Origin of the sequence: Rhodococcus sp. ACT016 (assembly GCF_050477185.1) — a bacterium.
Classification (GTDB): domain Bacteria; phylum Actinomycetota; class Actinomycetes; order Mycobacteriales; family Mycobacteriaceae; genus Prescottella.
Genome location: NZ_JBEAET010000001.1, coordinates 1,707,944 through 1,730,035, shown reverse-complemented (window position 1 = coordinate 1,730,035; position 22,092 = coordinate 1,707,944). Strand labels below are relative to the sequence as shown.

The 22,092-nt window shown below is 67.5% G+C and carries 21 protein-coding genes and 3 pseudogenes; 13 read left to right on the top strand and 11 right to left on the bottom strand.

Annotated features, from left to right (window positions below):
- Window position 1: 1 nt before the first annotated feature.
- The 3 genes from ACQ5DX_RS08025 to ACQ5DX_RS08015 all read right to left on the bottom strand — a co-directional run bounded on the left by ACQ5DX_RS08025 (window position 2) and on the right by ACQ5DX_RS08015 (window position 4,669).
- Complete coding sequence (locus tag ACQ5DX_RS08025) at window positions 2–1,018, bottom strand: TerC family protein (RefSeq protein WP_430332130.1); 1,017 nt, start codon at window positions 1,016–1,018, stop codon at window positions 2–4.
- A gap of 204 nt (window positions 1,019–1,222) precedes the next feature.
- Window positions 1,223–3,952 (bottom strand): DNA translocase FtsK, encoded by a 2,730-nt coding sequence (locus ACQ5DX_RS08020; RefSeq protein ID WP_430332129.1) that lies wholly within the window; start codon window positions 3,950–3,952, stop codon window positions 1,223–1,225.
- Between the two features lie 93 nt (window positions 3,953–4,045).
- Window positions 4,046–4,669 carry a TIGR03085 family metal-binding protein gene (locus ACQ5DX_RS08015; protein ID WP_430332128.1) on the bottom strand — a complete coding sequence of 208 codons (624 nt, stop codon included), beginning with the start codon at window positions 4,667–4,669 and terminating at the stop codon, window positions 4,046–4,048.
- An 89-nt stretch (window positions 4,670–4,758) separates the two neighbouring features.
- Here ACQ5DX_RS08015 and ACQ5DX_RS08010 point away from each other — a divergent pair, with 89 nt between their 5' ends.
- Complete coding sequence (locus ACQ5DX_RS08010) at window positions 4,759–5,190, top strand: pyridoxamine 5'-phosphate oxidase family protein (protein WP_430332127.1); 432 nt, start codon at window positions 4,759–4,761, stop codon at window positions 5,188–5,190.
- Between the two features lie 3 nt (window positions 5,191–5,193).
- Here the strand turns inward: ACQ5DX_RS08010 and ACQ5DX_RS08005 are convergent, their stop codons facing one another.
- The 5 genes from ACQ5DX_RS08005 to ACQ5DX_RS07985 all read right to left on the bottom strand — a co-directional run bounded on the left by ACQ5DX_RS08005 (window position 5,194) and on the right by ACQ5DX_RS07985 (window position 10,012).
- Window positions 5,194–5,763 (bottom strand): DUF1992 domain-containing protein, encoded by a 570-nt coding sequence (locus tag ACQ5DX_RS08005; protein WP_430332126.1) that lies wholly within the window; start codon window positions 5,761–5,763, stop codon window positions 5,194–5,196.
- 47 nt (window positions 5,764–5,810) lie between these two features.
- Window positions 5,811–7,712, bottom strand: a complete 1,902-nt coding sequence (locus tag ACQ5DX_RS08000) for a ribonuclease J (protein WP_430332125.1) — start codon at window positions 7,710–7,712, stop codon at window positions 5,811–5,813.
- Window positions 7,709–8,617 carry a 4-hydroxy-tetrahydrodipicolinate synthase gene (gene dapA / locus ACQ5DX_RS07995; RefSeq protein ID WP_430332124.1) on the bottom strand — a complete coding sequence of 303 codons (909 nt, stop codon included), beginning with the start codon at window positions 8,615–8,617 and terminating at the stop codon, window positions 7,709–7,711. Before dapA ends, ACQ5DX_RS08000 begins: the two co-directional genes overlap by 4 nt.
- A gap of 90 nt (window positions 8,618–8,707) precedes the next feature.
- Complete coding sequence (gene thyX / locus ACQ5DX_RS07990; protein ID WP_430332123.1) at window positions 8,708–9,460, bottom strand: FAD-dependent thymidylate synthase; 753 nt, start codon at window positions 9,458–9,460, stop codon at window positions 8,708–8,710.
- An 84-nt stretch (window positions 9,461–9,544) separates the two neighbouring features.
- Entirely contained in the window at window positions 9,545–10,012 is a 468-nt protein-coding gene (locus ACQ5DX_RS07985; protein WP_430332122.1) for a MarR family winged helix-turn-helix transcriptional regulator, read from the bottom strand.
- Between the two features lie 165 nt (window positions 10,013–10,177).
- Between ACQ5DX_RS07985 and ACQ5DX_RS07980 the strand changes: the two genes are divergently transcribed.
- The 3 genes from ACQ5DX_RS07980 (at window position 10,178) to ACQ5DX_RS07970 (ending at window position 14,757) form a co-directional block, all read left to right on the top strand.
- On the top strand, window positions 10,178–11,380 hold the full coding sequence (locus tag ACQ5DX_RS07980; protein ID WP_430332121.1) for an MFS transporter: 1,203 nt from the start codon (window positions 10,178–10,180) through the stop codon (window positions 11,378–11,380).
- A gap of 80 nt (window positions 11,381–11,460) precedes the next feature.
- Window positions 11,461–12,285, top strand: coding sequence for an aldo/keto reductase (locus tag ACQ5DX_RS07975; protein ID WP_430332120.1), 825 nt, complete (start codon window positions 11,461–11,463; stop codon window positions 12,283–12,285).
- Window positions 12,286–12,438: 153 nt separating this feature from the next.
- The gene (locus ACQ5DX_RS07970; protein ID WP_430332119.1) at window positions 12,439–14,757 is read left to right on the top strand and encodes an ATP-binding protein; all 2,319 of its coding nucleotides are present in this window, start codon (window positions 12,439–12,441) and stop codon (window positions 14,755–14,757) included.
- A 60-nt stretch (window positions 14,758–14,817) separates the two neighbouring features.
- Here ACQ5DX_RS07970 and ACQ5DX_RS07965 read toward each other — a convergent pair whose 3' ends face one another.
- From ACQ5DX_RS07965 to ACQ5DX_RS07955, 3 genes are all read right to left on the bottom strand, one after another.
- On the bottom strand, window positions 14,818–15,738 hold the full coding sequence (locus tag ACQ5DX_RS07965) for an alpha/beta hydrolase (RefSeq protein WP_430332118.1): 921 nt from the start codon (window positions 15,736–15,738) through the stop codon (window positions 14,818–14,820).
- Window positions 15,739–15,747: 9 nt separating this feature from the next.
- A complete protein-coding gene (locus ACQ5DX_RS07960; protein ID WP_430332117.1) occupies window positions 15,748–16,434 on the bottom strand; it encodes a DUF1707 SHOCT-like domain-containing protein in 687 nt (228 codons plus the stop codon).
- A 100-nt stretch (window positions 16,435–16,534) separates the two neighbouring features.
- Complete coding sequence (locus ACQ5DX_RS07955; protein WP_430332116.1) at window positions 16,535–17,395, bottom strand: alpha/beta fold hydrolase; 861 nt, start codon at window positions 17,393–17,395, stop codon at window positions 16,535–16,537.
- A gap of 79 nt (window positions 17,396–17,474) precedes the next feature.
- Here ACQ5DX_RS07955 and ACQ5DX_RS07950 point away from each other — a divergent pair.
- From ACQ5DX_RS07950 to ACQ5DX_RS07910, 9 genes and pseudogenes are all read left to right on the top strand, one after another.
- A pseudogene (locus ACQ5DX_RS07950) lies at window positions 17,475–17,704 on the top strand (HIT domain-containing protein); the annotation flags it as partial.
- Between the two features lie 254 nt (window positions 17,705–17,958).
- Entirely contained in the window at window positions 17,959–18,945 is a 987-nt protein-coding gene (locus ACQ5DX_RS07945; protein WP_430332115.1) for an NYN domain-containing protein, read from the top strand.
- A 625-nt stretch (window positions 18,946–19,570) separates the two neighbouring features.
- On the top strand, window positions 19,571–19,822 hold the full coding sequence (locus ACQ5DX_RS07940; protein WP_430332114.1) for a hypothetical protein: 252 nt from the start codon (window positions 19,571–19,573) through the stop codon (window positions 19,820–19,822).
- The gene (locus ACQ5DX_RS07935) at window positions 19,822–19,944 is read left to right on the top strand and encodes a hypothetical protein (protein ID WP_430332113.1); all 123 of its coding nucleotides are present in this window, start codon (window positions 19,822–19,824) and stop codon (window positions 19,942–19,944) included. Before ACQ5DX_RS07940 ends, ACQ5DX_RS07935 begins: the two co-directional genes overlap by 1 nt.
- 152 nt (window positions 19,945–20,096) lie before the next feature.
- On the top strand, window positions 20,097–20,231 hold the full coding sequence (locus ACQ5DX_RS07930) for a hypothetical protein (protein WP_430332112.1): 135 nt from the start codon (window positions 20,097–20,099) through the stop codon (window positions 20,229–20,231).
- Between the two features lie 126 nt (window positions 20,232–20,357).
- Complete coding sequence (locus tag ACQ5DX_RS07925) at window positions 20,358–20,708, top strand: histone-like nucleoid-structuring protein Lsr2 (protein ID WP_430332111.1); 351 nt, start codon at window positions 20,358–20,360, stop codon at window positions 20,706–20,708.
- 82 nt (window positions 20,709–20,790) lie between these two features.
- Window positions 20,791–20,928: a hypothetical protein gene (locus tag ACQ5DX_RS07920; RefSeq protein ID WP_430332110.1), complete on the top strand. Its 138-nt coding sequence runs from the start codon at window positions 20,791–20,793 to the stop codon at window positions 20,926–20,928.
- Window positions 20,929–20,960: 32 nt separating this feature from the next.
- A pseudogene (locus ACQ5DX_RS07915) lies at window positions 20,961–21,867 on the top strand (IS5 family transposase).
- Window positions 21,868–21,877: 10 nt separating this feature from the next.
- Window positions 21,878–22,078: pseudogene (locus ACQ5DX_RS07910) on the top strand (HIT family protein); the annotation flags it as partial.
- Window positions 22,079–22,092: the final 14 nt, after the last annotated feature.

The following is a 22,092-nucleotide window of genomic DNA, read 5'->3' as shown; positions in this document are numbered from 1 at the left end:
CCTACTTCTCCACGAGCGCCTCGGCGTCGGCGGCGTCCTTGTCGTGCGTGCTGTTTCGGGTCTTGATCAGGCTCGCAACCGCCGTCACCACGAGGACACCGATGATGACGCTCAGCGACATCACCGTCGAGATCTCGGGCACCGAGACGTGCTCACCACCGTTGATGAACGGCAGGGTGTTCTCGTGCAGGGCGTGCAGCACCAGCTTCACGCCGATGAACGCGAGGATGATCGACAGCCCGTACGACAGGTAGACCAGGCGCTCGAGCAGGCCACCGATCAGGAAGAACAGCTGCCGCAGGCCCATGAGGGCGAACGCGTTTGCGGTGAACACCAGGTAGGGCTCCTGCGTGAGCCCGTAGATCGCGGGGATCGAGTCGAGCGCGAACAGCACATCGGTGAACCCGATGACGACCAGCGCGAGCAGCAGCGGCGTCACCATCCGCTTGCCGTCGACCTTGGTGACCAGCTTGTCGCCGTCGTATTCCTCTGTCGTCGGCAGGAATCGCTTGACCGCACGGACCAGTTTGTTCTCGCGTTCCTGCTCGGATTCCGGTCCGTGGCCGGCGTCCTTGATGAGCTTGGCCGCGGTGTAGATGAGGAACGCGCCGAACAGGTAGAACACCCAGCTGTAGGTGTTGATCGCCGCGGCGCCGACCGCGATGAACGCGCCGCGCATCACGAGCGCGAGAACGATGCCGATCAACAGCACCTTCTGCTGGTACTCACGAGGCACCGAGAACGTCGACATGACGATCACGAAGACGAACAGGTTGTCTACCGACAGTGCCTTCTCCGTGACGAAGCCGGCGAAGTACTCGCCGCCGAACGTGGTTCCCCAGACCGCCATCACGAAGATGCCGAAGACGATCGCGAGACCGATGTAGACCACCGACCAGAACGCCGATTCACGGAACGTCGGCGCATGCGGGGTACGCACGTGTGCGAAGAAGTCGAAGATGAACAGTCCGAGAATCACCAGACACGTGATGATCCAGACGAGCGGGGAGACATGCATCGGCGATAATCCTCCGGTAGGTACGTTTCACTACCGGAGGTCTCTCCCACCGATCCGCCGAGGCTGGCCGGTCGACAGAACCGGAGCGGCAACGGTGCCGCTCGTGTTGACGAGTCTGTCGCAGGAATGGGGATACTCCCCTCCAAAGCGCTTCCCATTCAACCACATGAGCGCGCCTCGGCCCGAACGGGCCGGACAAAACGGTCAGTCCGACGACGGCTCCGCGTTCGGGTCGCCGCCCCGGATCGTCCACAGCAGCCCGTCGAGCTCGTCCGGCTTCACCAGCACCTCGCGGGCCTTCGACCCCTCACTGGGCCCGACGATCTCGCGGGTCTCCATCAGGTCCATCAGGCGTCCCGCCTTCGCGAATCCGACGCGCAGCTTGCGCTGGAGCATCGACGTCGACCCGAACTGGCTCGAGACGACGAGCTCGACAGCCTGCAGGAACACGTCCATGTCGTCGCCGATGTCCGGATCGACGTCCTTCTTCTCGCCCGCCTTCGCGGCCGTGACGCCCTCGGTGTACTCCGGCTCGGCCTGGTTCTTGGTGAAGTCGACGACGCCCGCGATCTCCTCGTCGGTGATGAAGGCGCCCTGCATGCGGATGGGCTTGCCGGCGCCCATCGGCAGGAAGAGTCCATCGCCCATACCGATGAGCTTCTCGGCGCCCGGCTGGTCGAGGATGACCCGGGAGTCGGTGAGCGACGACGTCGCGAACGCGAGGCGCGACGGCACGTTGGTCTTGATCAGACCGGTGACGACGTCGACCGACGGCCGCTGCGTCGCCAGCACGAGGTGGATGCCCGCCGCACGCGCCTTCTGCGTGATCCGGACGATCGCCTCCTCGACGTCGCGCGGCGCGGTCATCATCAGGTCGGCGAGCTCGTCGACGATCGCGAGGATGTACGGGTACGGCCGGTACACGCGCTCGCTGCCGAGCGGAGCGGTGATCTCCCCCGACTTGACCTTCGCGTTGAAGTCGTCGATGTGCCGGACACGGCTGGCCTGCATGTCCTGGTAGCGCTGCTCCATCTCTTCGACGAGCCAGGCGAGCGCCGCAGCGGCCTTCTTGGGCTGCGTGATGATCGGCGTGATCAGGTGCGGGATGCCCTCGTACGGGGTGAGTTCGACCATCTTCGGGTCGATCAGGATCATCCGCACCTCGTCCGGCGTCGCGCGGGTGAGCAGCGACACGAGCATCGAGTTGACGAAGCTCGACTTACCGGAACCGGTGGAACCGGCGACCAGAAGGTGCGGCATCTTCGCGAGGTTGGCGCTCACGAAGTCGCCCTCGATGTCCTTGCCGAGCCCGATCACCAGCGGGTGGTGGTCCTTGCGGGTGGACGGCGCCCCGAGGACGTCCGACAGCCGCACCATTTCGCGGTCGGAGTTCGGCACCTCGATGCCGACGGCCGACTTGCCGGGGATCGGTGCAAGCAACCGGACGTTGTCTGTCGCGACCGCATAGGCGATGTTGCGGGCCAGCGCGGTGATCTTCTCGACCTTCACACCCGGACCGAGTTCCACCTCGTAGCGGGTGACCGTCGGGCCGCGGGTGTAGCCGGTGACGGCAGCGTCGATCTTGAACTGCTGCAGGACCTCGGTGATCGCCTCGATCATCGCGTCGTTGGCCTTGCTGCCGAGCTTGGGCGGATCGCCCTCGATCAGCAACGACAGCGGCGGGAGCGCATAGTCGCCCTCGACGACCCGGTCGGGGACGAACGCGTCCTCCTCGACAGCCGGGGCCGGTTCGGGCGCGGGCTTCGGCGCGACGCGCGCGCGGGGCTTCGGCCGGGCGGGCGGAGCGGGCTCCGGTTCCGGTTCGGGGGCGGGTTCCGGCGCGGCAGGCGCGTGGTCCGGATCGCCCGGGTCCCACAGCCCGAGCACCTCGGTGGCGGTGTCGACGTGGACCTCGTCGGTCGGGTAGTTCTGCTCCGGAGTACCGCGCCGGCCGCGGGGCGTACGCCGCGACGGCTTGGTCGGGGCGCCGCCGTCGACCGGGTAACCGTCCGCGTCGAACAGGCTCGGGTCGTTGTCGTCGGCCCCGTAACCGTCGTCATCGTCGTGGAAGTCGGGGTCGTCGGCGTGGTCGTACGCGTAGTCGTCGTCGTACGAGGTGCCGAAGTACGACCGCAGCCGCTCGGGCACCTCGCGCACGGTGGTCCCCGTGAGCAGCAGGATGCCGAAGAACATCGCCATGAGCAGCAGCGGAACCGACAGCCACTCGGTCACACCGTCGGTGAGCGGACCGGCGACGACGTATCCGACGACGCCGGCACCCGCGGGCCATCCATTCGAGGTGGCCGGCGATCCGGAGGCGATGTGCCACAGACCGACGGCGGGCAGCCCGACCAGCAGCGAGCCCAGGATCAGGCGCGGGCGGATCTCCGGCTTGGGTTCGGTGCGCATCAGCACGACGGCGATCGCCACGCCCACGATCGGCAGCACCGCCGCGACGGCGCCCACGACCGCGCGCACCGCCGACTCGATCCACTCCCCAACCGGTCCGCCGGCCGAGAACCACATGCCGCCGGCGATGACGACACTGACCGCGATCAGCCCGAGGGCGATGCCGTCGCGCCGGTGACCGTGTTCGATCTCGGTGGCCTTGCTCATCGTCCGAGTAGTCGCACCCACACCCTTGGCCACCATCGACCAGCCGGCGCCGATGCCCCGGCCAACCGAGGACAACGCACTGGTGCCGCGCGAGGACTTCGCTGCGGGGCGACGCCCACCGGTGCCGCCACGGGACGCCGGCTTACGGGCCGAGGATCCACGGGACGCCGCGGGCTTGCGCTGACCTGCGGGTTTACGCGTGGCCGACGTCCGGTTTCCCGACGTGGCCGAGCCCCGGGCAGCAGAGGTCGAGCGCGCACGGGTCCGCGATGTCGATGCTGTCGAACTCGATCCGCGGGCGCTCGTCTTACCTGCCATACGGGTCAGGTTAGTCGCTACGGCCCCATCCGGACCATCCGCAACACACGCCTCACCCGTGTGTGTGCCTCGCCACCACGACCGGGCAGTGGGTCACATGCTGCGATCGAGGGCAGTCACCGCCGCGATGTCCTCCGCGGTTCCGTCGAATGCGACGCGTACTTCGTCGCGCCCGAACGCATGCATCAGCAGCTCGCCGGGCTCGCCGCGCAACGTCACCGACCTCGATCCCGCCTTGCGCACCGTCGCGCGCATGCCGTCGGGGCGTTCCAGGATCACGCCGACCGGGGACTTGCGGTAGCTGCGACGCCCGATTCCGGTCGCCATCCGCCAGAGCTTGTCCTGCATACCGTCCGGCAGCGTCCGCACCGTCCAGTCGGACTGTGCCCGCCGGACGTCCTCGTGATGGATGAACATCTCGGACAGGTTCGCCTGCTCGTCCACCAGGCGGAACGGGGACCAGACGGGTGGGCCCGATCGCACGTCGTCGAGCAGGGAGTTCCACTCCTTGCGAGCAATGCCGCGCTGGACGCGTTCGGTATGGCCGGCCAGCGCCGGGACCAGGATCCCGGGCGACGCGTCCATCCGACGCTCGCGCAGCACCAAGTGTGCGGCGAGGTCACGGGCCGTCCAGTCACCGCACAGCGTGGGCGCGTCCGGTCCGACGGTGCGCATCGTCTCGACCAGGGCGTGGCGTTCGTCACGGGCGTAAGGCACACCACACGGTAACCGGAGCGGGACTCGAGCACGTGAAGTTGTCGCTCCGGACTTCTACCGTGAGAGAAGACACCGGAGAGGAGCGACGCATGTCGAAGACCACGATGTCCGAAAGCGAACGCGAGGAGTTCCTCGCCGACCTGCACGTCGGTGTGATCGCCGCCGAACGCGACGGCCGGGCTCCGCTGGCGGTCCCGGTCTGGTACGCCTACTCCCCCGGCGGCGAGGTCATGGTGTGGACCGAACGCGGGACGGTCAAGGAGCGGTTGATCCGGGCCAGCGGCCGATTCAGTCTGTGCGCACAACAGGAGGCGCCGCCATACCGCTATGTCAGCGTCGAGGGCCCGGCGACGTTCCAGGACGACGTCACCGCCGACGACGTGCGGCCCCTGGTGCGCCGGTACCTGCCCGACGCCGAGGCGGAGGCATTCGTCGGCGAGTCGTTCAACGATGCCGCCGTCGTCATCCGCATGCGCCCGGAACGGTGGTTCACGGTCGACTACGGGAAGCTCGAGTCGTGACGGTCACGCCGGCGAGCGCCGTCTACGGAACGGCCATGTGAACCGGCGTCGCCGTTCGAAACGCACCTCGCCCCGACGGATCTCGGCGTAGCCGGCCTCCGCGAGCGCTGCACTGGCGAGTGCCCGACGGGCCCGGCACTGTTCCTGATCGCGGACGACCGGGTCCATGATCGGTGCCGAGGCCCGGTCGGTCCGCCACCGTTCCACCACCTCGTCCGGGTCGACCCGGCGGATCGGCACCTGTGGGCCGGTCGGGTTGCGCAGCCACACGGCGACCCGCCGGTTGAGGCGGGCGACCTCGTCCCGCACCTCACGTTCGGTGCGGGCCGAGCGCACCGTCTCGGGCAACCGTTCGATGTCCTTGCGCAGCCGCAGCGGTTCGGGCAGCAGGTCGTCCGCGGACAGCCCTTCGCGCTCGAGGTAACCGCGCACCCACCAGTCGTCACCGCCGTACCCGGGAATCGGTTTGCCGGCTCCCGCGAGGTTCTCGAACTCACCGCGCTCGTACGCGCAGCGGATCTGCGTCTCGACCCACGACTCGAACGTGGCACGGGGCGGCTTGCGCTCGGTCATGACGGGACAACCTCCTCACCCGTCGCGTGCGACCGTTCCGGTTCGGGCTACGGCACCCCGATGACGGTCGGCACGATCATCGGCCGACGGCGGTACTTCTCCGCCACCCAGCGGCCCACGACCCGGCGCACGGCCTGCGCGATCCGGTGGGTGTCGTTGATACCCTCGCCGGCCAGCCGCACGAGTTCCGACTCGACCAGCTTCGCCGCTTCCTTGAGCGCGGCCGGGTCGTCGGAGAAGCCGCGGCCCGACACCTCTGGCGTGCTCACGGCGCGGCCGGTCGCGGAGTCCACCGCCAGCGAGATCGAGATGAAGCCGCCCTCACCGAGGATGAGACGGTCCGACAGCGTCGAGTCGCCGACGTCGCCGACCGAGTTGCCGTCGACGTACACGTGTCCGACCGGGACGCGGCCGACGATCTCGGCGAGCCCGTCGACCATGTCGACCACCACACCGTCCTCGGCGAGCACGATCCGGTCCTCCGGGACACCGGTGGCCCTGGCCAGCGCGGCGTTGGCGCGCAGGTGCCGCCACTCGCCGTGCACGGGCATGGCGTTGGTGGGCCGGACCGCGTTGTACAGGTACAGCAGCTCGCCGGCAGACGCGTGCCCGGAGACGTGCACCTTGGCGTTCTGCTGCGTGACGACGGTGGCGCCGCGCTTGGCGAGACCGTTGACCACCGCGAACACCGAGTTCTCGTTGCCGGGGATCAGCGACGACGCCAGCACGACGAGGTCGTTGGCCCGGATGTTGATCTGGCGGTGCTCGCCGCGCGCCATCCGCGACAGCGCCGACAGCGGCTCGCCCTGCGAACCGGTGGACACCAGCACGAGCTTGTCGTCGGGCAGGTTCGCGGCGGTGTCGATGTCGACGACGAGGCCGTCGGGCACCGACAGGTAGCCGAGGTCCTGCGCGATCTGCATGTTGCGGACCATGGAGCGGCCCACGAACGCGACGCGGCGGTTGTAGCGCACCGCGACGTCGACGACCTGCTGGATGCGGTGCACGTGGCTCGCGAACGACGCGACGATCACCCGCTGGGTGGCCTTGCCGATGACGTTGTCGAGCACGCCGCCGATCTCGCGTTCGGGGGTGACGAAGCCCGGCACCTCGGCGTTGGTGGAGTCGACGAGGAACAGGTCGACGCCCTCGTCGCCGAGCCGGGAGAACCCGGCGAGGTCGGTGAGGCGGCCGTCGAGCGGCAGCTGGTCGAGCTTGATGTCGCCGGTGTGCAGCACCAGACCGGCCGACGTGCGGATCGCGACGGCGATCGCGTCGGGGATCGAGTGGTTGACCGCGAAGTACTCGCAGTCGAACGGGCCGTGGCTGGTCTTGTCGCCCTCGACGACCTCGACGAGGTTGGGGCGCTGACGGTGCTCACGGCACTTGGCGGCGACGAGCGCGAGCGTGAACTTGGCGCCGACGACCGGGATGTCCGGGCGCAGCCGCAGCAGGAACGGCACGGCACCGATGTGGTCCTCGTGGCCGTGCGTGAGGATGATCGCCTCGACGTCGTCCATCCGGTCCTCGATGTGCCGGAAGTCCGGGAGGATCAGGTCGACGCCGGGCTGCTGGTCCTCGGGGAAGAGCACGCCGCAGTCGACAATGAGCAGCTTGCCCTGGTGTTCGAAGACGGTCATGTTGCGACCGATCTCACCGATGCCGCCGAGCGCGACCACCCGCAGACCCTTCGCGGGCGCCTTGGGCGGAAGTCCGAGCCGATCGGTCGGATCGACCACTGCAGGTGCGGGCGGCTTCGACCGTCCGGACCGACGCGACTGGGACCTTCTGGTGCCGCTCTTGGGAGCCGACTCCGGCTGTGTCGCAGCGCGGCGCTCACCGGCCTCCGCGGCCGGTGCGGGTGCTTCGACTCGCTCCGCGCGCTCGGCGGCGGTGGTCGGCGGGCCCGCCTGGCGGGAGGCGCTGCGGCGACGTGCGGGACGGGTCATGCGAGCACCCCCGCGGCGTGCAGATCCGCCGCCAGGATGTCGATCTGCTCGGTGGTGGGGGCGACCTGCGGCAGGCGGGGCTCGCCGACGTCGAGGCCCATGAGCCGCAGTCCGGCCTTGGAGGCGCTGACGCCACCGAGGCGCGCCACCGAACGATTGACCGGCACGAGGCTGAGGTTGATCTCGCGGGCCTTCGCGAGGTCGCCCTCCATGAAGGCGGTGTGCAGCGCGCGCAGGCGCTGCGGGACGAGGTGTCCGATGACGCTGACGAAGCCGATCGCGCCGACGGACAGCCAGGGCAGGTTCAGCGGGTCGTCACCCGAGAAGAAGTCGAGGTCGGTGGTGCCGATCAGCTCGGCGCCGGCATTCAGATCGCCCTTGGCGTCCTTGACCGCGAGAATGCGCGGATGGTCGGCGAGGCGCCGGATGGTCTCGGTCTCGATCGGGACCACGGAGCGTGGCGGAATGTCGTAAAGCATCACCGGCAGGTCGGTGGCGTCGGCGACGGCGGTGAAGTGTGCGTACAGACCGGCCTGCGGCGGACGCGAGTAGTACGGCGTCACGACGAGCAGTCCGTGTGCACCGGCGCGGGCGGCGTCGCGCGCGAGCTCGACGCTGTGCGCGGTGTCGTTGCTGCCGGCGCCGGCGACGATCCGGGCGCGGTCGCCGACGGCCTCGACGACGGCACGCAGGAGTTCGAGCTTCTCGTTCTCGGTGGTGGTGGGCGACTCACCCGTCGTGCCGGCCAGCACCAGTCCGTCACAACCGTTGTCGACGAGGTGGGTGGCCAGCCGAACGCCGGCGTCTACGTCCAGCTTTCCGTCCTTGGTGAACGGGGTCACCATCGCAGTGAGGACGGTGCCGAACGGACGCTCGACGGAAGCAGCTGAATCACCGTAGGTCATGGTCAGAAGGCTACCCGGTCGGCGCTGCAGACCTGAACACGACGGCACCCCTGCGGGCGTAGCCTGCACCGAGCGGCAGCCTCCGTCCGCTCAGCCGACAGTACCGAACTCGCTCGTCGCGACCTCGGAACCGTCCGGTAGAGCAACGATTTCGAAGTCCCCGAACACATTCGGCGCGGCGCGGCGCAGTTGCCGCAGGCACTCGACGGCGACCTGACGGATCTCGACGTCGGCGTGTTCGGTGGCCCGCATCTCGACGAAATGCCGCCACGCTCGGTAGTTGCCGGTGACGACGACTCGGGTCTCTGTGGCGTTGGGCAGCACCGCGCGGGCGGCCTGGCGCGCCTGCTTGTTACGGACTGGGCCGCTCGGCACGTCGGCGAGCTTTTCCTCGAGAGCGTCGAGCAGTTCCGCGTAGGCGTCGCGGCTCGCCTCGGTGGCCTTGGCGAACAGCGCCTCGAGGTGCGCGTCGCCGGCGATCGCGGGTGGGATCACGACGTTGGCGTCGTTCTCGCGGACGAATCGCTGCGACAGTTGCGAGTACGAGAAGTGCCGGTGCCGGATCAGCTCGTGCGTGCACGAGCGCGAGATGCCGGTGATGTAGAAGCTGACGCTGCCGTGTTCGAGAACCGACAGGTGACCCACCTCGAGCAGGTGGCGCAGGTACCCGGCGTTCGTCGCGGTGCGCGGGTTCGGCTTGGACCAACTCTGGTAGCACGCGCGCCCGGCGAATTCCGCGAGCGCCTCGCCACCGTCGGCGTCGGTCTCCCACGGCACGTCGGAGGGCGGGACGAACTCCGTCTTCGCGACGAGCTGCACCTTCAGGGACACCGCATTCCGCACCGCTCACCCTCCCGGGATGGTCGTCGATTCACCTCGACCGACCCTATCGCCACACAGTCGCGGTCACCGGTGCAACACATCCCGTCATGCCGGCTCGACGCTGCCCTGCAACTGTTCGACGGCTCGGACCAGCGGGGCGAGCTCGGGTTCGGCCGCTGCCTGGTCGAGCGCCTCGCGCAGGGCGCTGTTGTGGGTGGGACGCGCCTCGTCGAGCAAACGCCGCCCCTCGTCGGTGACGTCGGTGTAGATGCCTCGACGGTCGGTAGGACACAGGTAACGCGAGAGCAGCCCGCGGTCTTCCAGTCGGGTCACCAGGCGTGTGGTGGCGCTCTGACTGAGGACGACGGAGTCCGCGACCTGCCGCATCTGCAGATGTCCGCCGTCGCCGTCGTGCTGGCGACTCAGGACGTCCAGGAGCGCGTACTCGCGCGCACTCAACTGGTGACCGGCCTGCAGTGCGCGTTCGACCCGACCCTCGATACGCCCGTGCAGCAACGAGAGCGCCGACCAACTGTGCGCGAGTGCGGTCATCGCTGGATCGGTGGCGGTCATGGTCGAGCTCCCTCGGTCGGACGGTGCGAACGGTTGGCGCCGGCAGAAGCCCGGCTATTGCATACCTCACTATACCCGCGCTTGCGAATAGTCGGCGTCTGCAATTATTGTCGTCGCTTGTAAGACGCGTTCGCGTACTTTCACCTTGCACAAAGGATCGTCCTCATGCCGCTCGCACTCCTGGCACTGGCAATGGGAGCCTTCGGAATCGGCACCACAGAATTCGTCGTCATGGGCCTGCTGCCCCAGATGGGCGACGACCTGGGTGTGTCCGTGCCGACGGCCGGCTTCCTGGTCACCGGCTACGCCCTGGGCGTCATGATCGGCGCACCACTCATGACCATCCTCGGCACCAAGATCTCTCGCAAGAACATGCTCATGCTGCTCATGGGCCTGTTCATCCTCGGCAACCTGGTCACCGCCGTCGCCCCGGTCTTCGCCGTCGTGCTGATCGGGCGCGTCGTGGCCTCGTTGGCCCATGGCGCCTTCTTCGGCATCGGCTCCGTCGTCGCCGCCGAACTGGTCGCTCCCGAGAAGAAGGCCGGCGCCATCGCCATGATGTTCACCGGCCTGACCGTGGCCAACGTCGTCGGCGTGCCCATGGGCACCTTCGTGGGCCAGACCGCCGGCTGGCGCGTGACCTTCCTGATCGTCGCCGCCCTCGGCGTCCTCGGCCTGGCCGGCGTCGCCAAGCTCGTACCCGACGTGCCGAAGCCGGACGGTGTCCAGCTGCGACACGAGCTCGCCGCCTTCAAGAACACCCAGGTCGTTCTGGCCATGGCCATGACGGTTCTCGGATTCGGTGGCGTGTTCGCGGCAATCACCTACATCGCGCCGATGGTGACCGAGGTGAGCGGGTTCGCCGAATCCTCCGTCACCTGGCTGATGGTCGTTTTCGGCCTGGGCATGGTGATCGGCAACCTCGTTGGCGGCCGTTACGCCGACCGCAGGCTCATGCCGATGCTCTACACCGCGCTGGGAGGCCTCGCGCTGGTCCTGGGACTCTTCACCTTCCTGGCCTCCGACAAGGTCTTCTCCGTCGTCGCCGTCTTCCTCATCGGCGCGCTCGGTTTCGCCACCGTCCCACCGCTGCAGAAGCGCGTCCTGGACCACGCCCACGGCGCTCCGACGCTGGCCTCGGCCGCAAACATCGGCGCCTTCAACCTGGGCAACGCGCTGTCCGCCTGGCTCGGCGGCCTGGTGATCTCCGCCGGCCTCGGCTACACCGCGCCCAATGCGATCGGTGCCGTCCTGGCTGCCGCCGCGCTGGCGCTGGCAGTCGTCTCACATCGACTCGAGAAGCACCCGACGCGCACCACCGTCGTCACGGCCGACCCGAACTCCGCGACCGCTTCCGTCCACGCCTGACCGATCTCGGTCGCGCAACAGCCCCCGTTTCTCCGTTTCTCCGTTTCTCCCACGACGTAAGCACCATGAAAGGAACCCTGATGACTTCCGTACCGAACGTGACACTCGACAACGGTGTAACCATGCCGCAGTTGGGCTTCGGCGTTTTCCAGGTCCCGGACGACGAGACCGCCGCCGCGGTCACCAGCGCCTTGGAGGCCGGCTATCGCAGCATCGACACCGCCGCGATCTACGGTAACGAGCGTGGTGTCGGCAGGGCGATCGCCGCCTCCGGCCTCACCCGCGACGAGCTGTTCGTCACGACCAAGCTGTGGAACGAGGATCAGGGGTACGACCGGACCCTGGCCGCGTTCGACACCTCTCTCGACAACCTGGGACTCGACTACGTCGACCTCTACCTCGTCCACTGGCCGGCCCCCGCCCGGAATTCGTTCGTGGAGAGCTACCGGGCACTCGAGAAGATCCTCGCCGACGGGCGTGTGCGCGCCATCGGTGTGTCCAACTTCCAGATCTCCCATCTGGAGCAACTCCTGGAGCACACCGGCATCACCCCGGCGGTCAATCAGGTCGAGTTGCATCCCGCCCTGCAGCAGACCGAGCTGCGCGCCTTCCACGCCGCGCACGGTATCGCCACGGAGGCGTGGAGCCCGCTGGCCCAGGGCGCGGTCCTCGGGGATGAAGCGATCGGCGCGATCGCGGCCGCGCACGGGGTCACTCCCGCACAGGTGGTGCTGCGCTGGCATATTCAGACCGGCAACATCGTGATCCCCAAGTCGGTCACCCCCGGCCGCATCCGGGCAAACCTCGACGTCTTCGGATTCGAGCTCACCGACGCCGACATGTCCACCCTGACGGGCCTCGACCGGGGCCTGCGCACCGGCCCGGATCCCGACGTCTTCAGCTGACGCCATCCCGGGGTGCCCGTCGACGGATGACGGGCACCCCGGCGCCGGCAGGAAACTGCTCCTCGAGCATGGACGAGGCCGTCCACGGCGCGGGATACTGTGCCACGTCCCATCCCGACCCGGCAGCCGGTGCCGCCGGGACGGCTCACCCGGGTGAACGAGAAGACAGGCCTGATGCCCACCGCGCGAGCGGGGAACCTTCCCCTCGATCTGACGAGCTTCGTCGGCCGCCGCGACGACGTCGCGGAGGTGAAGGGACTGCTGAGCGTCTCGCGTCTGGTGACACTGACGGGGGTCGGTGGCGTCGGCAAGACCCGGCTCGCGCTGCGCGTTGCCGGGGACTCGCAGCGGGCCTTCAGCGCCGGGGTCTGGCTCGTGGACCTGGCTGAACTGCAGGATCCCGATCTGGTGCCGGACACGGTGGCGGCCGCGCTCGGCATCCAGGTGCTCTCGAGCCGGCCGGTGACAGATCTGCTGATCGAGCACCTGGCGGACCGCCATCTGCTCCTGGTGCTCGACAACTGTGCGCACCTGGTCGGGGCAGTTGCGCGGCTCGTCGCGATGCTGCTCAGGTCGTGCGCACAACTGCACATCCTCGCCACGAGCCGTCAACCGCTGCGCATTCAGGGCGAATACCTGCTGCGGGTGCCGCCCCTGGAACTGCCCGAGCCGGACGGTCGGGAGCCGGGGCGCGAACCGAGCCGATACGACGGGGTAGCGCTCTTCGTGGAGCGGGCCCGCGCGGCGGTGCCCGGTTTCGAGCTCACCGCGGCGAACGAGGGCGAGATCGTCCAGATCTGTCGGCGGGTGGACGGTCTACCGCTGCCGATCGAGCTGGCGGCAGCGCGGCTGCGGGCGATGTCCGTGCACCAGGTCCTCGAGCGCCTGATCGACCGGTATGCGCTGCTGACCGCCAGCACCCGGAACGTTCCCACCAGGCAGCAGACCATGCGGCTGTGCATCGACTGGAGCTACGAGCTGTGCACGCACGAGGAACGGCAGACGTGGGCTCGGCTGGCGGTGTTCGCCGGCGCATTCGAACTCGGTGCCGCCGAAGGCATCTGCGGCACGGACACGATCGACCTGCTCGAGGTGGCGACCTCCTTGGTCGACAAGTCCATCCTGACCTGCGAAGACGTGGGAGGGGTGGTCCGGTACCGGCTACTCGACACGCTGCGCGAGTACGGACTCGACCGCCTGCAGGAGATGGACGAGTACGCCGTGATGCGTCGACGGCATCGGGACTGGTACGAGCAGCTGGTGTCGGAGCTGCGCCGCAACTGGATCAGCCCTCAGCAGGCGGAGGCCAAGGTCCGGCTGGAACGGGAGCAGCCGAACCTGCGCGAGGCGATCGAGTTCTGCCTGTCCACCCCCGGCGAAGCCGACCACGGGCTGCGGCTCGCCGTCGCCCTTTTCCCGTTCTGGCTCTCCGACGGGCTGCTCGGAGAGGGTCGGTACTGGCTCGACCGAACACTGAACCTACAGGGAGGAATACCCACCGTCGGGAAGGTCAAGGCGCTGTCCGGGGCGTGCCTGCTCGCCGGGTACCAGGGCGACGTCGCGGCGGGAGAGGAATTCGCCGCACGAGGGCGCGACCTCGCAGAACGCCTCGGGGACGCAACATCGGAGGCCCTGGTCCTGCACGCCATGGGATACCTGGCCGCGTTCGCGGGCGACATCCCGCGCGCCGTCGATTGTCTCGAGCGCGCCCTCGAGGTGTTCCGGTCCGAACGCAGCGTTGTTCGGCAGATCTCGACGGTGCTCGGTCTCTCGCTGGCCCATGGGTTTCTCGGGCATACGGCGGAGGCCGAGGACTACTACCGGCAGGGACTCGAAATCACCGAAGCCAGCGGCGAATCCATGTACAAGGGCTACGCCCACTGCGCGCTCGGGTTGGGGCTGTGGAAGGCCGAGCCGCACCGCGCGACCGGATTGCTCGAAGAAGCCCTGAGGCTGGCCGATCAGGTGGACGACAAGTTGTCCGCCGCCATGTGTGTGGAAGCACTGGCGTGGATTGCGGCCGCCGACCACCGCGATCACCGCGCGGCGGTGCTGTTGGGGGCGGTGCAGACGCGGTGGCTGGCTGTGGGCAGCACCGGTGTCGTGGCCCCGACGCTGCAGGGGTACCACCGCGAGGCCGAACAGCGAGCCCGCCGCGCACTCGGCGATCGCGCCTTCACCACCGATTTTCAGCGCGGCGCCAACCTGTCCTTCGAAGAAGCCGCCGGATATGCACTCGGCGAGGAACGGGTGGTGCCGTCGGGTCCGCCCTCACCCACCGACATTCTCACCCCCCGCGAACGGCAGGTCGCGGACCTGGTGGCGGAGGGTCTGACGGACAAGGCGGTCGCGGCCAAATTGGTCGTCTCGCCCCGTACGGTGCAGGGGCACGTCCAGCATGTGCTCACCAAGCTCGGCTTCACCAAACGGACGCAGATCGCCGCGTGGGTGGTCGAACAGAACCGGGGCTGACCGCGCGGGAGTACACCCGGTTCGGAGACGCGGTGGCGCCTCACCCCCGGAGCCGTCGATTCACCAGCCCTTGACCGCAGTCCCGTCCCACCCTGGATCGGCCAACAACTCAGGTGCCGGACCGACGAAGGCGCGTGCGGCGTCGGTGTCGCCCTCGAGGGTGAAGCGCAGCCACGCGGTGAGGTATCCGCGGAATCCACCTCCGTCGGTGGGCCAGTTGTGGCCCACCCCCAGCAGGCGGCCGCGGGCCGCGGGCCCCGGGCTCACGGCGTGATAGGCGGCCTGCGGTATGGCCGTCGAGACCGGATCCTCGGCCCCGGTCAGGTAGAACACCGGACCTGTCAATCGGGTCACGTCGATCACGTCGACGGGCCGACTGGCCCACCAGGGATCGGGCAGGTCGAGCACGGCGGTCGACGTGATGAGGCCGTCGGATTGGGTGCTGGCGTTGATCGATCCCCCGGCACCCTGCGAATGCCCGACTGCAGCGACGTGAGCGACGTCGATGCGATCGTGAAAGACGCTCTCCGGGTTGTCGTTCCGCGCCACGACGTAGCGCGCTGCTGCCAGGATCTCGGTCCCGTCGCCGGTGACGCTGCTGTCGGCGACCACGACGACGAAGCCCCACGAGGCCAGGTGCCGCAGCAACTCCTCGTACTGCTCGTAGGTCGCGTAGCTTCCGTTACCGAAGGTGACCACCGGATGGCGGTCGGGGCTCGTGTCGATGTCGGCGGGGTAGAACAGCTGGTATCCGGGCATCGCAACCGATGTGACGGCGTGGATGCCGGTGGCGGCATAGCGCTCGCTGACGGATTGCCGTTCCGGAATATCGGGCGCGGCCTGCGCCGTGGGGCCTGATGCGGGAACCGATGCGAGGGCCGGTGCCGAGACTCCGGTCGCAATCGGCATCGCGATGATCGCGGCGAGGAGCAGTGTCCGGGTGCGTCGGGTGGCGGGCGGCAGAGGTCGTCGTAACGTCACGAAGGCACCCTACCCAGCATTCGCGGATCGCCACCGTGTCAGGCGGTCTGGACGTCGATGATCTCGCCGGCGAACGTCGCTGTCGCGTTCCCCTTGTTGGCGTCGCTGTCTTCGACGTACACCGTGACGCGAGGGCCGGCGTCCGAGGCGCGGATACCGATGCGAGCGGTGCGGCTGTCCGGGAACCATTCTGGTGACGACGGCATCGTTGCGGTACAGGTCGACGTCGTCGGCGATCGCATCACGGAACTTCTGCTGGAATCGACGCACGAACACACGGATACCGTCGGCGGTGTGGGTGTCGATGGGCTCGGCCGGCTCACCGCACGTCGTAGGTTGGGCGGGAAGCGATTCCGACGCGCCGGACTGATCGCCGTCGGCGCCGCGGCCGAACAGCAGATAGTTGGCGCCGCCGCGGACCATCGCCGCGGCGGTCCGTGCGCGAGTACGCAGGCCCGGGCGGCGAGCCGGTGCGTCCGGGGTGCTCGCGGACCCGACAAAGTGTGCGGGGATCTGCAGGTCGGCGGTCAGGTTGTTCAGATCACCGAGCATGGCCGCGCGCATTGCGGTCGCGGTGCGGGCCTCGTACTCGTCGACGCCGAGCTGGCCGTCGCTGTATGCGGCGTCGAGCAACGTGCAGCTCTGCGCACGGTCGACGTCTCGTGCGCGGGTCGCGGGTGATCTCAGGTTGGGCACCCGCCAATCCTAGGAAACCCCAGCTTCACCCGACGGTTGCCGCTCGACGTAAATTGTCCCCTCGGCCCGCATGCGCCCGCACCGGTAGTCCGCCAATCCTTCAGTGCGGCAACAAAGATGACAGGATGTGCGCCGAGTGCGTCCAGAGGAGCGCGCCGCCGGCGCCCACGATGACGTCGCGAGTCGCCGACGGGAAACGCGATGTCAATGTCGCGCCGAGGTCCGGGGAGTGTGTCCGGTCCTTCTCCCCGAAGAGAATCCGTACGGGACAGGTCACGCTCGTCGGGTCGATCGGCCACGTGCGCATGGCCATGAGGGTGTCTTGAACGTATCCGGCCGCGCCGTTGGCGAACCCCTCTTCCAGTGCCGTGCGGTACCTCGCCAAGAACGGCGCCGCGCTGTAGAACGCCCGATCCTCCTCACCGGAACCGGACAGGACCATCTCCTCCATGGCCTCCGGCGTGAACGAGGAGAGCATCTTTCGTGCCGCCTCCGGGGCATCGCGCACCATGTCGGCCAGTTGAGTTGCCTGCGGCGGCAACATGTCGTGAATCACCGGATGGGCGATCTCGTCAGCTGGTGACACGAGGACGAGCGACGAAGCCCATCCGGCCGCGGCGATCGCCAGGCCGAAGAGGGCGCCCTGCGAATTCGCCACGACTGCAACGACCGGGGACTCGTCGCGAATCGCGGCGGAGACGAACGCGCGGTAGTCCTCCGCCGTCGAGGCGACGGTGCGATCCGGGTCGGGTGACGAGCCGCCCATGCCAGGGCGATCCATCGTCAGCAGACGGATCCCCAGGCGTTCCAGGCAGTCGTCCCCGAAGGACATGCTCTTGCCCGTGGCGGCCCCCGCGACGAAGAGGACGGGACGGCCTTCCGGTGGACCGAACGACGCTCCCGTGAGCACTCGCCCAGAGGGAAGCGGCACGGACAACTGCGTACGCGGGTTCGACGTCACCCGGCGAAGAGTAGTCCGAGGACGAACCGACCTTCGACCTGTTTTCTCGGCCCCGGAACACCGACTAGCGTCGCCGGCTATGACCGATCAGCGCCTGTTCTGCGGAATCGTCGCCGGCGAGGTTCCGCACACCAAGGTGTCCGAGGACGACACCACGTACGCCTTCATGGACATCAATCCTGTTTCCGACGGCCACTGCTCGTCATTCCCAAGCGGCACAGCAAAGATCTGTTGGAGATACCGGCGGATGACCTCACCGCCGTCACGCTGTCTGCCCAGCGGATCGCCAAGGTGGCCATGGAGGACCTAGAGCGTGTCTCCTATTTGGTGAGGGACTCACCAGGTGCGGGCCGCCGATGGGACCACGCGCGCGCGGTATGCGAGGGCGAGTGAGTCCTCGCGGGTGGCCAGCCCGCGCCATTGCTTGAGGATGGCGGGGCTGAAGCCGTGTATTCCGTGTCGGTACGCCGCCCGCTTCTACTACACCAGGGTGTGGCTCGCCGACAGAGTGGTTGCTGGTCAAGCGCCCATTACTGTCAACCGTGCCATGCCATAGTGAGCGCATGCGGTCGACCTGTTCTCTGTATGTCGATGCGGGGTACTTGCTCGCTGCGGCTGCGACCCGCGTGACCGGCACTTCGCTGCGGAGCGGTATCTACGTCGACTACGCCACGTTGATCAGCTCATTGGTGGACACCGCGGAAGCCAGGTCGGGCCTGCCGGTGCTGCGGGTGCACTGGTACGACTCTGCCCGCAACGGTGTCCCCGATGCGCGACAGGAGCGCATCGGCGAGCTGTCCAAGGTCAAGCTCCGGCTCGGCCGGTTCGGTGTCAATGGCGACCAGAAGGGGGTCGACCTTCGCATCGGCCTCGACCTCGTCGCCCACGCCCGCAACCGTGCATCGGACGTGTTCTTCCTCGTCTCGGGCGACGACGACCTCACCGAAGCAGTCGAAGAGGCTCAGGTCCACGGGGTCCAGGTCGTGCTGCTCGCCGTGCCGACCGTCGACGGCAAACCTCATGGCGTGAGCCGGCACCTGATCCGGGCCGCCGACGAACTCGACAGCATCGATGGAGCGGCGGTCGATGCTGCCGTGATGAAGGTCGACCGACAGCCGGCGCTCGAGCCGATCACCCAGGAACCGACACCGGAGCCTGCTCGGCCCCCAGCCGCGGCGGCGCGGCCGGCCGTCCGGACCCCTCTCGACCTCGCGTCCATTCCGCACGGCCCGGCCGCTCCACGCTCGACGAGCGTGCTTGCGTACAGCGTCTCGACTGGCTCCCCAGGCCGTGTGCTACCCGGATACGACGAAGGCGGCGAGCAGGATCAACTGATCGACGAGGTCGTGGCGCGCGTCCTCGCATCGTTCCAGGAGAGCGCTACACCCGACGACAGACTGGAACTCCAGCGCGCGAGGCCGTCGATCCCCCGCGACATCGACCGTGCCCTGCTGCTCGACGCCTCCGACGTGATGGAGAGGTACGACCTGGACGAGGGGATCCGGTATCGGTTGCGGGCACGCTTCTGGGACAAGTACGACCAGGCCTGAACCAACGACGTGGACGAGGGGTGCGGATTCGAGTGCCGAATCCCGTGCCATCTGCCACTGAAAGTCATTGGTCCACAGGCGGTCCGCATCGGACTGTGCGAAGCCTGCTAAGAGCAGGAGTGCTGCTGCCTGCGGCCTCCGGTGCCTGCCCGGAAAGATCCCGGTTGCTCAGGTGACAATCCGACCCCAGGTCACTGCCTGCGCATACCGACCAATGTTGAACAAACGTACAATACGCATTCCTCGGTATCGACTGAATTGCACTGCAGTTCAAAATTATCATAATCTCGGATTTAGTCAAGGTGAACACTCGGGCCGGATTCTCCCTAAGCTCACCGCCCGACAAGTTACTGGTGGGTAGGTATGCGAAACCGTTAACGGCCGCAATCGGTTCGTAATAGCGTGCCTGGTGCTGGCCTCGAGCATGGAGGCGAGGGCCCCCTGGTGGCCCTTCGTTCGAGCTCGAGGGGGGGCGCAAACTGGACCTTCACGGGTCCGATCCGCGCATGCGATTCGGAAAATCGAATCAGCTATCTCGATGAAAGAAAACTTGCCCTCGGGCCGTCACCGCATTTCCTGAAGAATGCAGGTATGTGGCACCGCCTACGTCGGCGCCGACACCCACGTGAGCGCGCCGCCGGCTGACGCCAAGGCCGTCGGAGGTGTCAAGATCACTGGTCAGCTGTACGACATTGCCAATCAGCAAGACACGTGGCCGCAATACAACCATCGACCGAAAATGGAGTCAATAATGCTAGGTCAGTTCATGGCCCTGCTGCGGGATTTCGTCCCGGCATTTGCCACCGCCTTGGGCGGTTCCCTCGACGGGCTCAACGCCATGTCGACCACTGCCTACTCGAGCGGAGGAGCAAGCTGATGGGATCGATTCAGGCAGAGACCGCGTCGCTCGGACAGACCGTCACACAGATGCTCCCCATGCTGTTCGCCTTTCTGATCGACTTGCCCATACAGCTGTCTTTCGGGAACACCTACCCGTGATGACGCCCCTGACCGCCCCAAGGAGTCTGTGAATGTCACTCAACGCGATCAGCACCGACCTGCTCCACGTCACGCTGTTTCAACTATGGCTGAATCTGGCAGGACCGCTTAATGCGTTCCTTAGCGGACTTTCCTAGAAGGAGATCAAACGTATGTCGTCCAACTACTGGCACGCCTTGGTGAACCTGTTAACGGCCTTCACCACCGTCGGGTCCATGGGGCTGTACACCGCCTCACAACAGGGTGGAGGCTGGGCAAGCCTCGAATCGATGACCTCGGGCAGCTGACCTTCGGGTGCTGCCAGAGTGGGCGGTGGAGCCGATCGACCACGGCGCCGTGGGCTCCACCGCCCGTCACCGTCCCCGAACACTGCGCGGGGGCGGTTTTCGCGTCCAACGACACGTGCAGGGGGCATGATGTTCAAGGTGGTCGTGGAGACCCTCGACGATCTCGACGGGAAGACGATCGAATCCGGAGGAGAAACGATCGACTTCTCGATCGATGGTGTCGAGTATTCGATCGACCTGCGTGACGAGAACGCAGCACAGTTCCGCCGCCTATTCGGCAACTACATCCGCCATGCCCGCCGTGTCGGCGGGCACAAGCGGTGGACAGGGATGATCGCGGCATCCGACAACGGGATGCACGACGTCCGTGAATGGGCCTGCACTCACGGCTACCCCATCGCACCACACACTGCCCGCGTCCCCCACGCCATCCTCGCGGACTACGCCGCCGCACACCCCGCCCAAAAAAAGGTATGAGGCCCCGCGTGCGTCACCTGCTGGGCGTTGCCGGTTTCGAGATGTATGGCACGGATCTGAACGGCGGCGTTCTCACGAACCCGTGCGCGTAGTCCAGCAGCATTACACGATCACCGAGCTACTCACCGGACGCGACAACCAGCGGATCAACTCGCGCACACTGGGCGCGTCCGGTCGATCGGCACGACGGCACGGCGACGGCGTCAACCGAGGCCGCTGAGGGACGGTCTCCCCAACCCGTGTAGTCGGTGCGTGACACTGTTCGGTGTGTCGCGCACCGAGTACCTGACCGATGAGCAGTGGTCGCTGATCGAGCCGCTACTTCCCTCCTCCGACGGATGCCGGGGCCGTCCGTTCCGGGACAATCGTCGAGTCGTCGAGGGCATCATCTACCGCTACCGAGCCGGAGTCGCGTGGAGGGACGTGCCCACGGATTTCGGTCCGTGGCAGACGATCTGGAAACGTCACCGCCGCTACGCCGGCGACGGGACCTGGGACAAGATCCTCGAGTCCCTGCTGGCGCACGCCGACGCGAATGGGATGGTCGACTGGACGGTGTCCGTGGACTCGACCATCTGCCGGGCCCACCAGCACGGCACCAACCTCGCACGTCACACAGGGGGATCTGTCGAATTACACGAACCTCCTCCTCGAACCGGCCGACCATGCTCTCGGACGTTCACGGGGTGGGCTCGGCACGAAGATCCACCAGCTCGCCGACGGCCACGGCCGCCCTCTCGTCCTGCTGATCGGGCCCGGCCAGGCTGGCGACTCGCCGATGTTCCCCATCCTCATGAACGCGTTGTCGGTGCCCCGGATCGGACCGGGAAGGCCTCGGACCCGACCGGACGCCGTTCTCGGTGACAAGGCCTACTCGTCGAGAGCGATCCGCACCCACCTCCGATCGCGAGGGATCGAAGCGGTCATCGCCGAACCGGACGATCAGAAGCGCCACCGCTTCCGGCGGGGCAGCCGCGGTGGTCGCCCCGCCGGGTTCGACGCCGAGAAGTACAAGCGCCGCAACGTCGTCGAACGATCCTTCGTGACCCTCAAACAGTGGCGCGGACTGGCCACCCGCTACGACAAACTCGCGCTCACGTACCGGGCCGGAGTAGTTCTTTCAGCAATATGCACCTGGCTGAGACACCTCACCAAATAGGAGACATGCTCTAGGGGCCGAGGGGGTGAATCTCCTGAACTGCTGCGGCGCCGATGCGTGGCAGACGGTGTTCCACTTTCACCTGCATGTGGTGCCGCGGTACGTCGACGAGGCGAAGGATCGACTGGTCCTGCCTTGGCAACCAGGCGTCGCGGGCAGTGTGGACACGATCACTGCACTGGGGCATCGACTCTCGGTCGCCCTGGATTGATTGCACGCCCGAGC

What these genes read in the sequence shown, in the direction of transcription:
- ACQ5DX_RS08025 (WP_430332130.1), bottom strand. Translation starts at nt 1,018, where the DNA reads ATGCATGTCTCCCCGCTCGTCTGGATCATCACGTGTCTGGTGATTCTC.
- ACQ5DX_RS08020 (WP_430332129.1), bottom strand. Translation starts at nt 3,952, where the DNA reads ATGGCAGGTAAGACGAGCGCCCGCGGATCGAGTTCGACAGCATCGACA.
- ACQ5DX_RS08010 (WP_430332127.1), top strand. Translation starts at nt 4,759, where the DNA reads ATGTCGAAGACCACGATGTCCGAAAGCGAACGCGAGGAGTTCCTCGCC.
- ACQ5DX_RS08005 (WP_430332126.1), bottom strand. Translation starts at nt 5,763, where the DNA reads ATGACCGAGCGCAAGCCGCCCCGTGCCACGTTCGAGTCGTGGGTCGAG.
- ACQ5DX_RS08000 (WP_430332125.1), bottom strand. Translation starts at nt 7,712, where the DNA reads ATGACCCGTCCCGCACGTCGCCGCAGCGCCTCCCGCCAGGCGGGCCCG.
- dapA (WP_430332124.1), bottom strand. Translation starts at nt 8,617, where the DNA reads ATGACCTACGGTGATTCAGCTGCTTCCGTCGAGCGTCCGTTCGGCACC.
- ACQ5DX_RS07985 (WP_430332122.1), bottom strand. Translation starts at nt 10,012, where the DNA reads ATGACCGCCACCGATCCAGCGATGACCGCACTCGCGCACAGTTGGTCG.
- ACQ5DX_RS07980 (WP_430332121.1), top strand. Translation starts at nt 10,178, where the DNA reads ATGCCGCTCGCACTCCTGGCACTGGCAATGGGAGCCTTCGGAATCGGC.
- ACQ5DX_RS07975 (WP_430332120.1), top strand. Translation starts at nt 11,461, where the DNA reads ATGACTTCCGTACCGAACGTGACACTCGACAACGGTGTAACCATGCCG.
- ACQ5DX_RS07945 (WP_430332115.1), top strand. Translation starts at nt 17,959, where the DNA reads ATGCGGTCGACCTGTTCTCTGTATGTCGATGCGGGGTACTTGCTCGCT.
- ACQ5DX_RS07935 (WP_430332113.1), top strand. Translation starts at nt 19,822, where the DNA reads ATGGGATCGATTCAGGCAGAGACCGCGTCGCTCGGACAGACCGTCACA.
- ACQ5DX_RS07930 (WP_430332112.1), top strand. Translation starts at nt 20,097, where the DNA reads ATGTCGTCCAACTACTGGCACGCCTTGGTGAACCTGTTAACGGCCTTC.
- ACQ5DX_RS07925 (WP_430332111.1), top strand. Translation starts at nt 20,358, where the DNA reads ATGATGTTCAAGGTGGTCGTGGAGACCCTCGACGATCTCGACGGGAAG.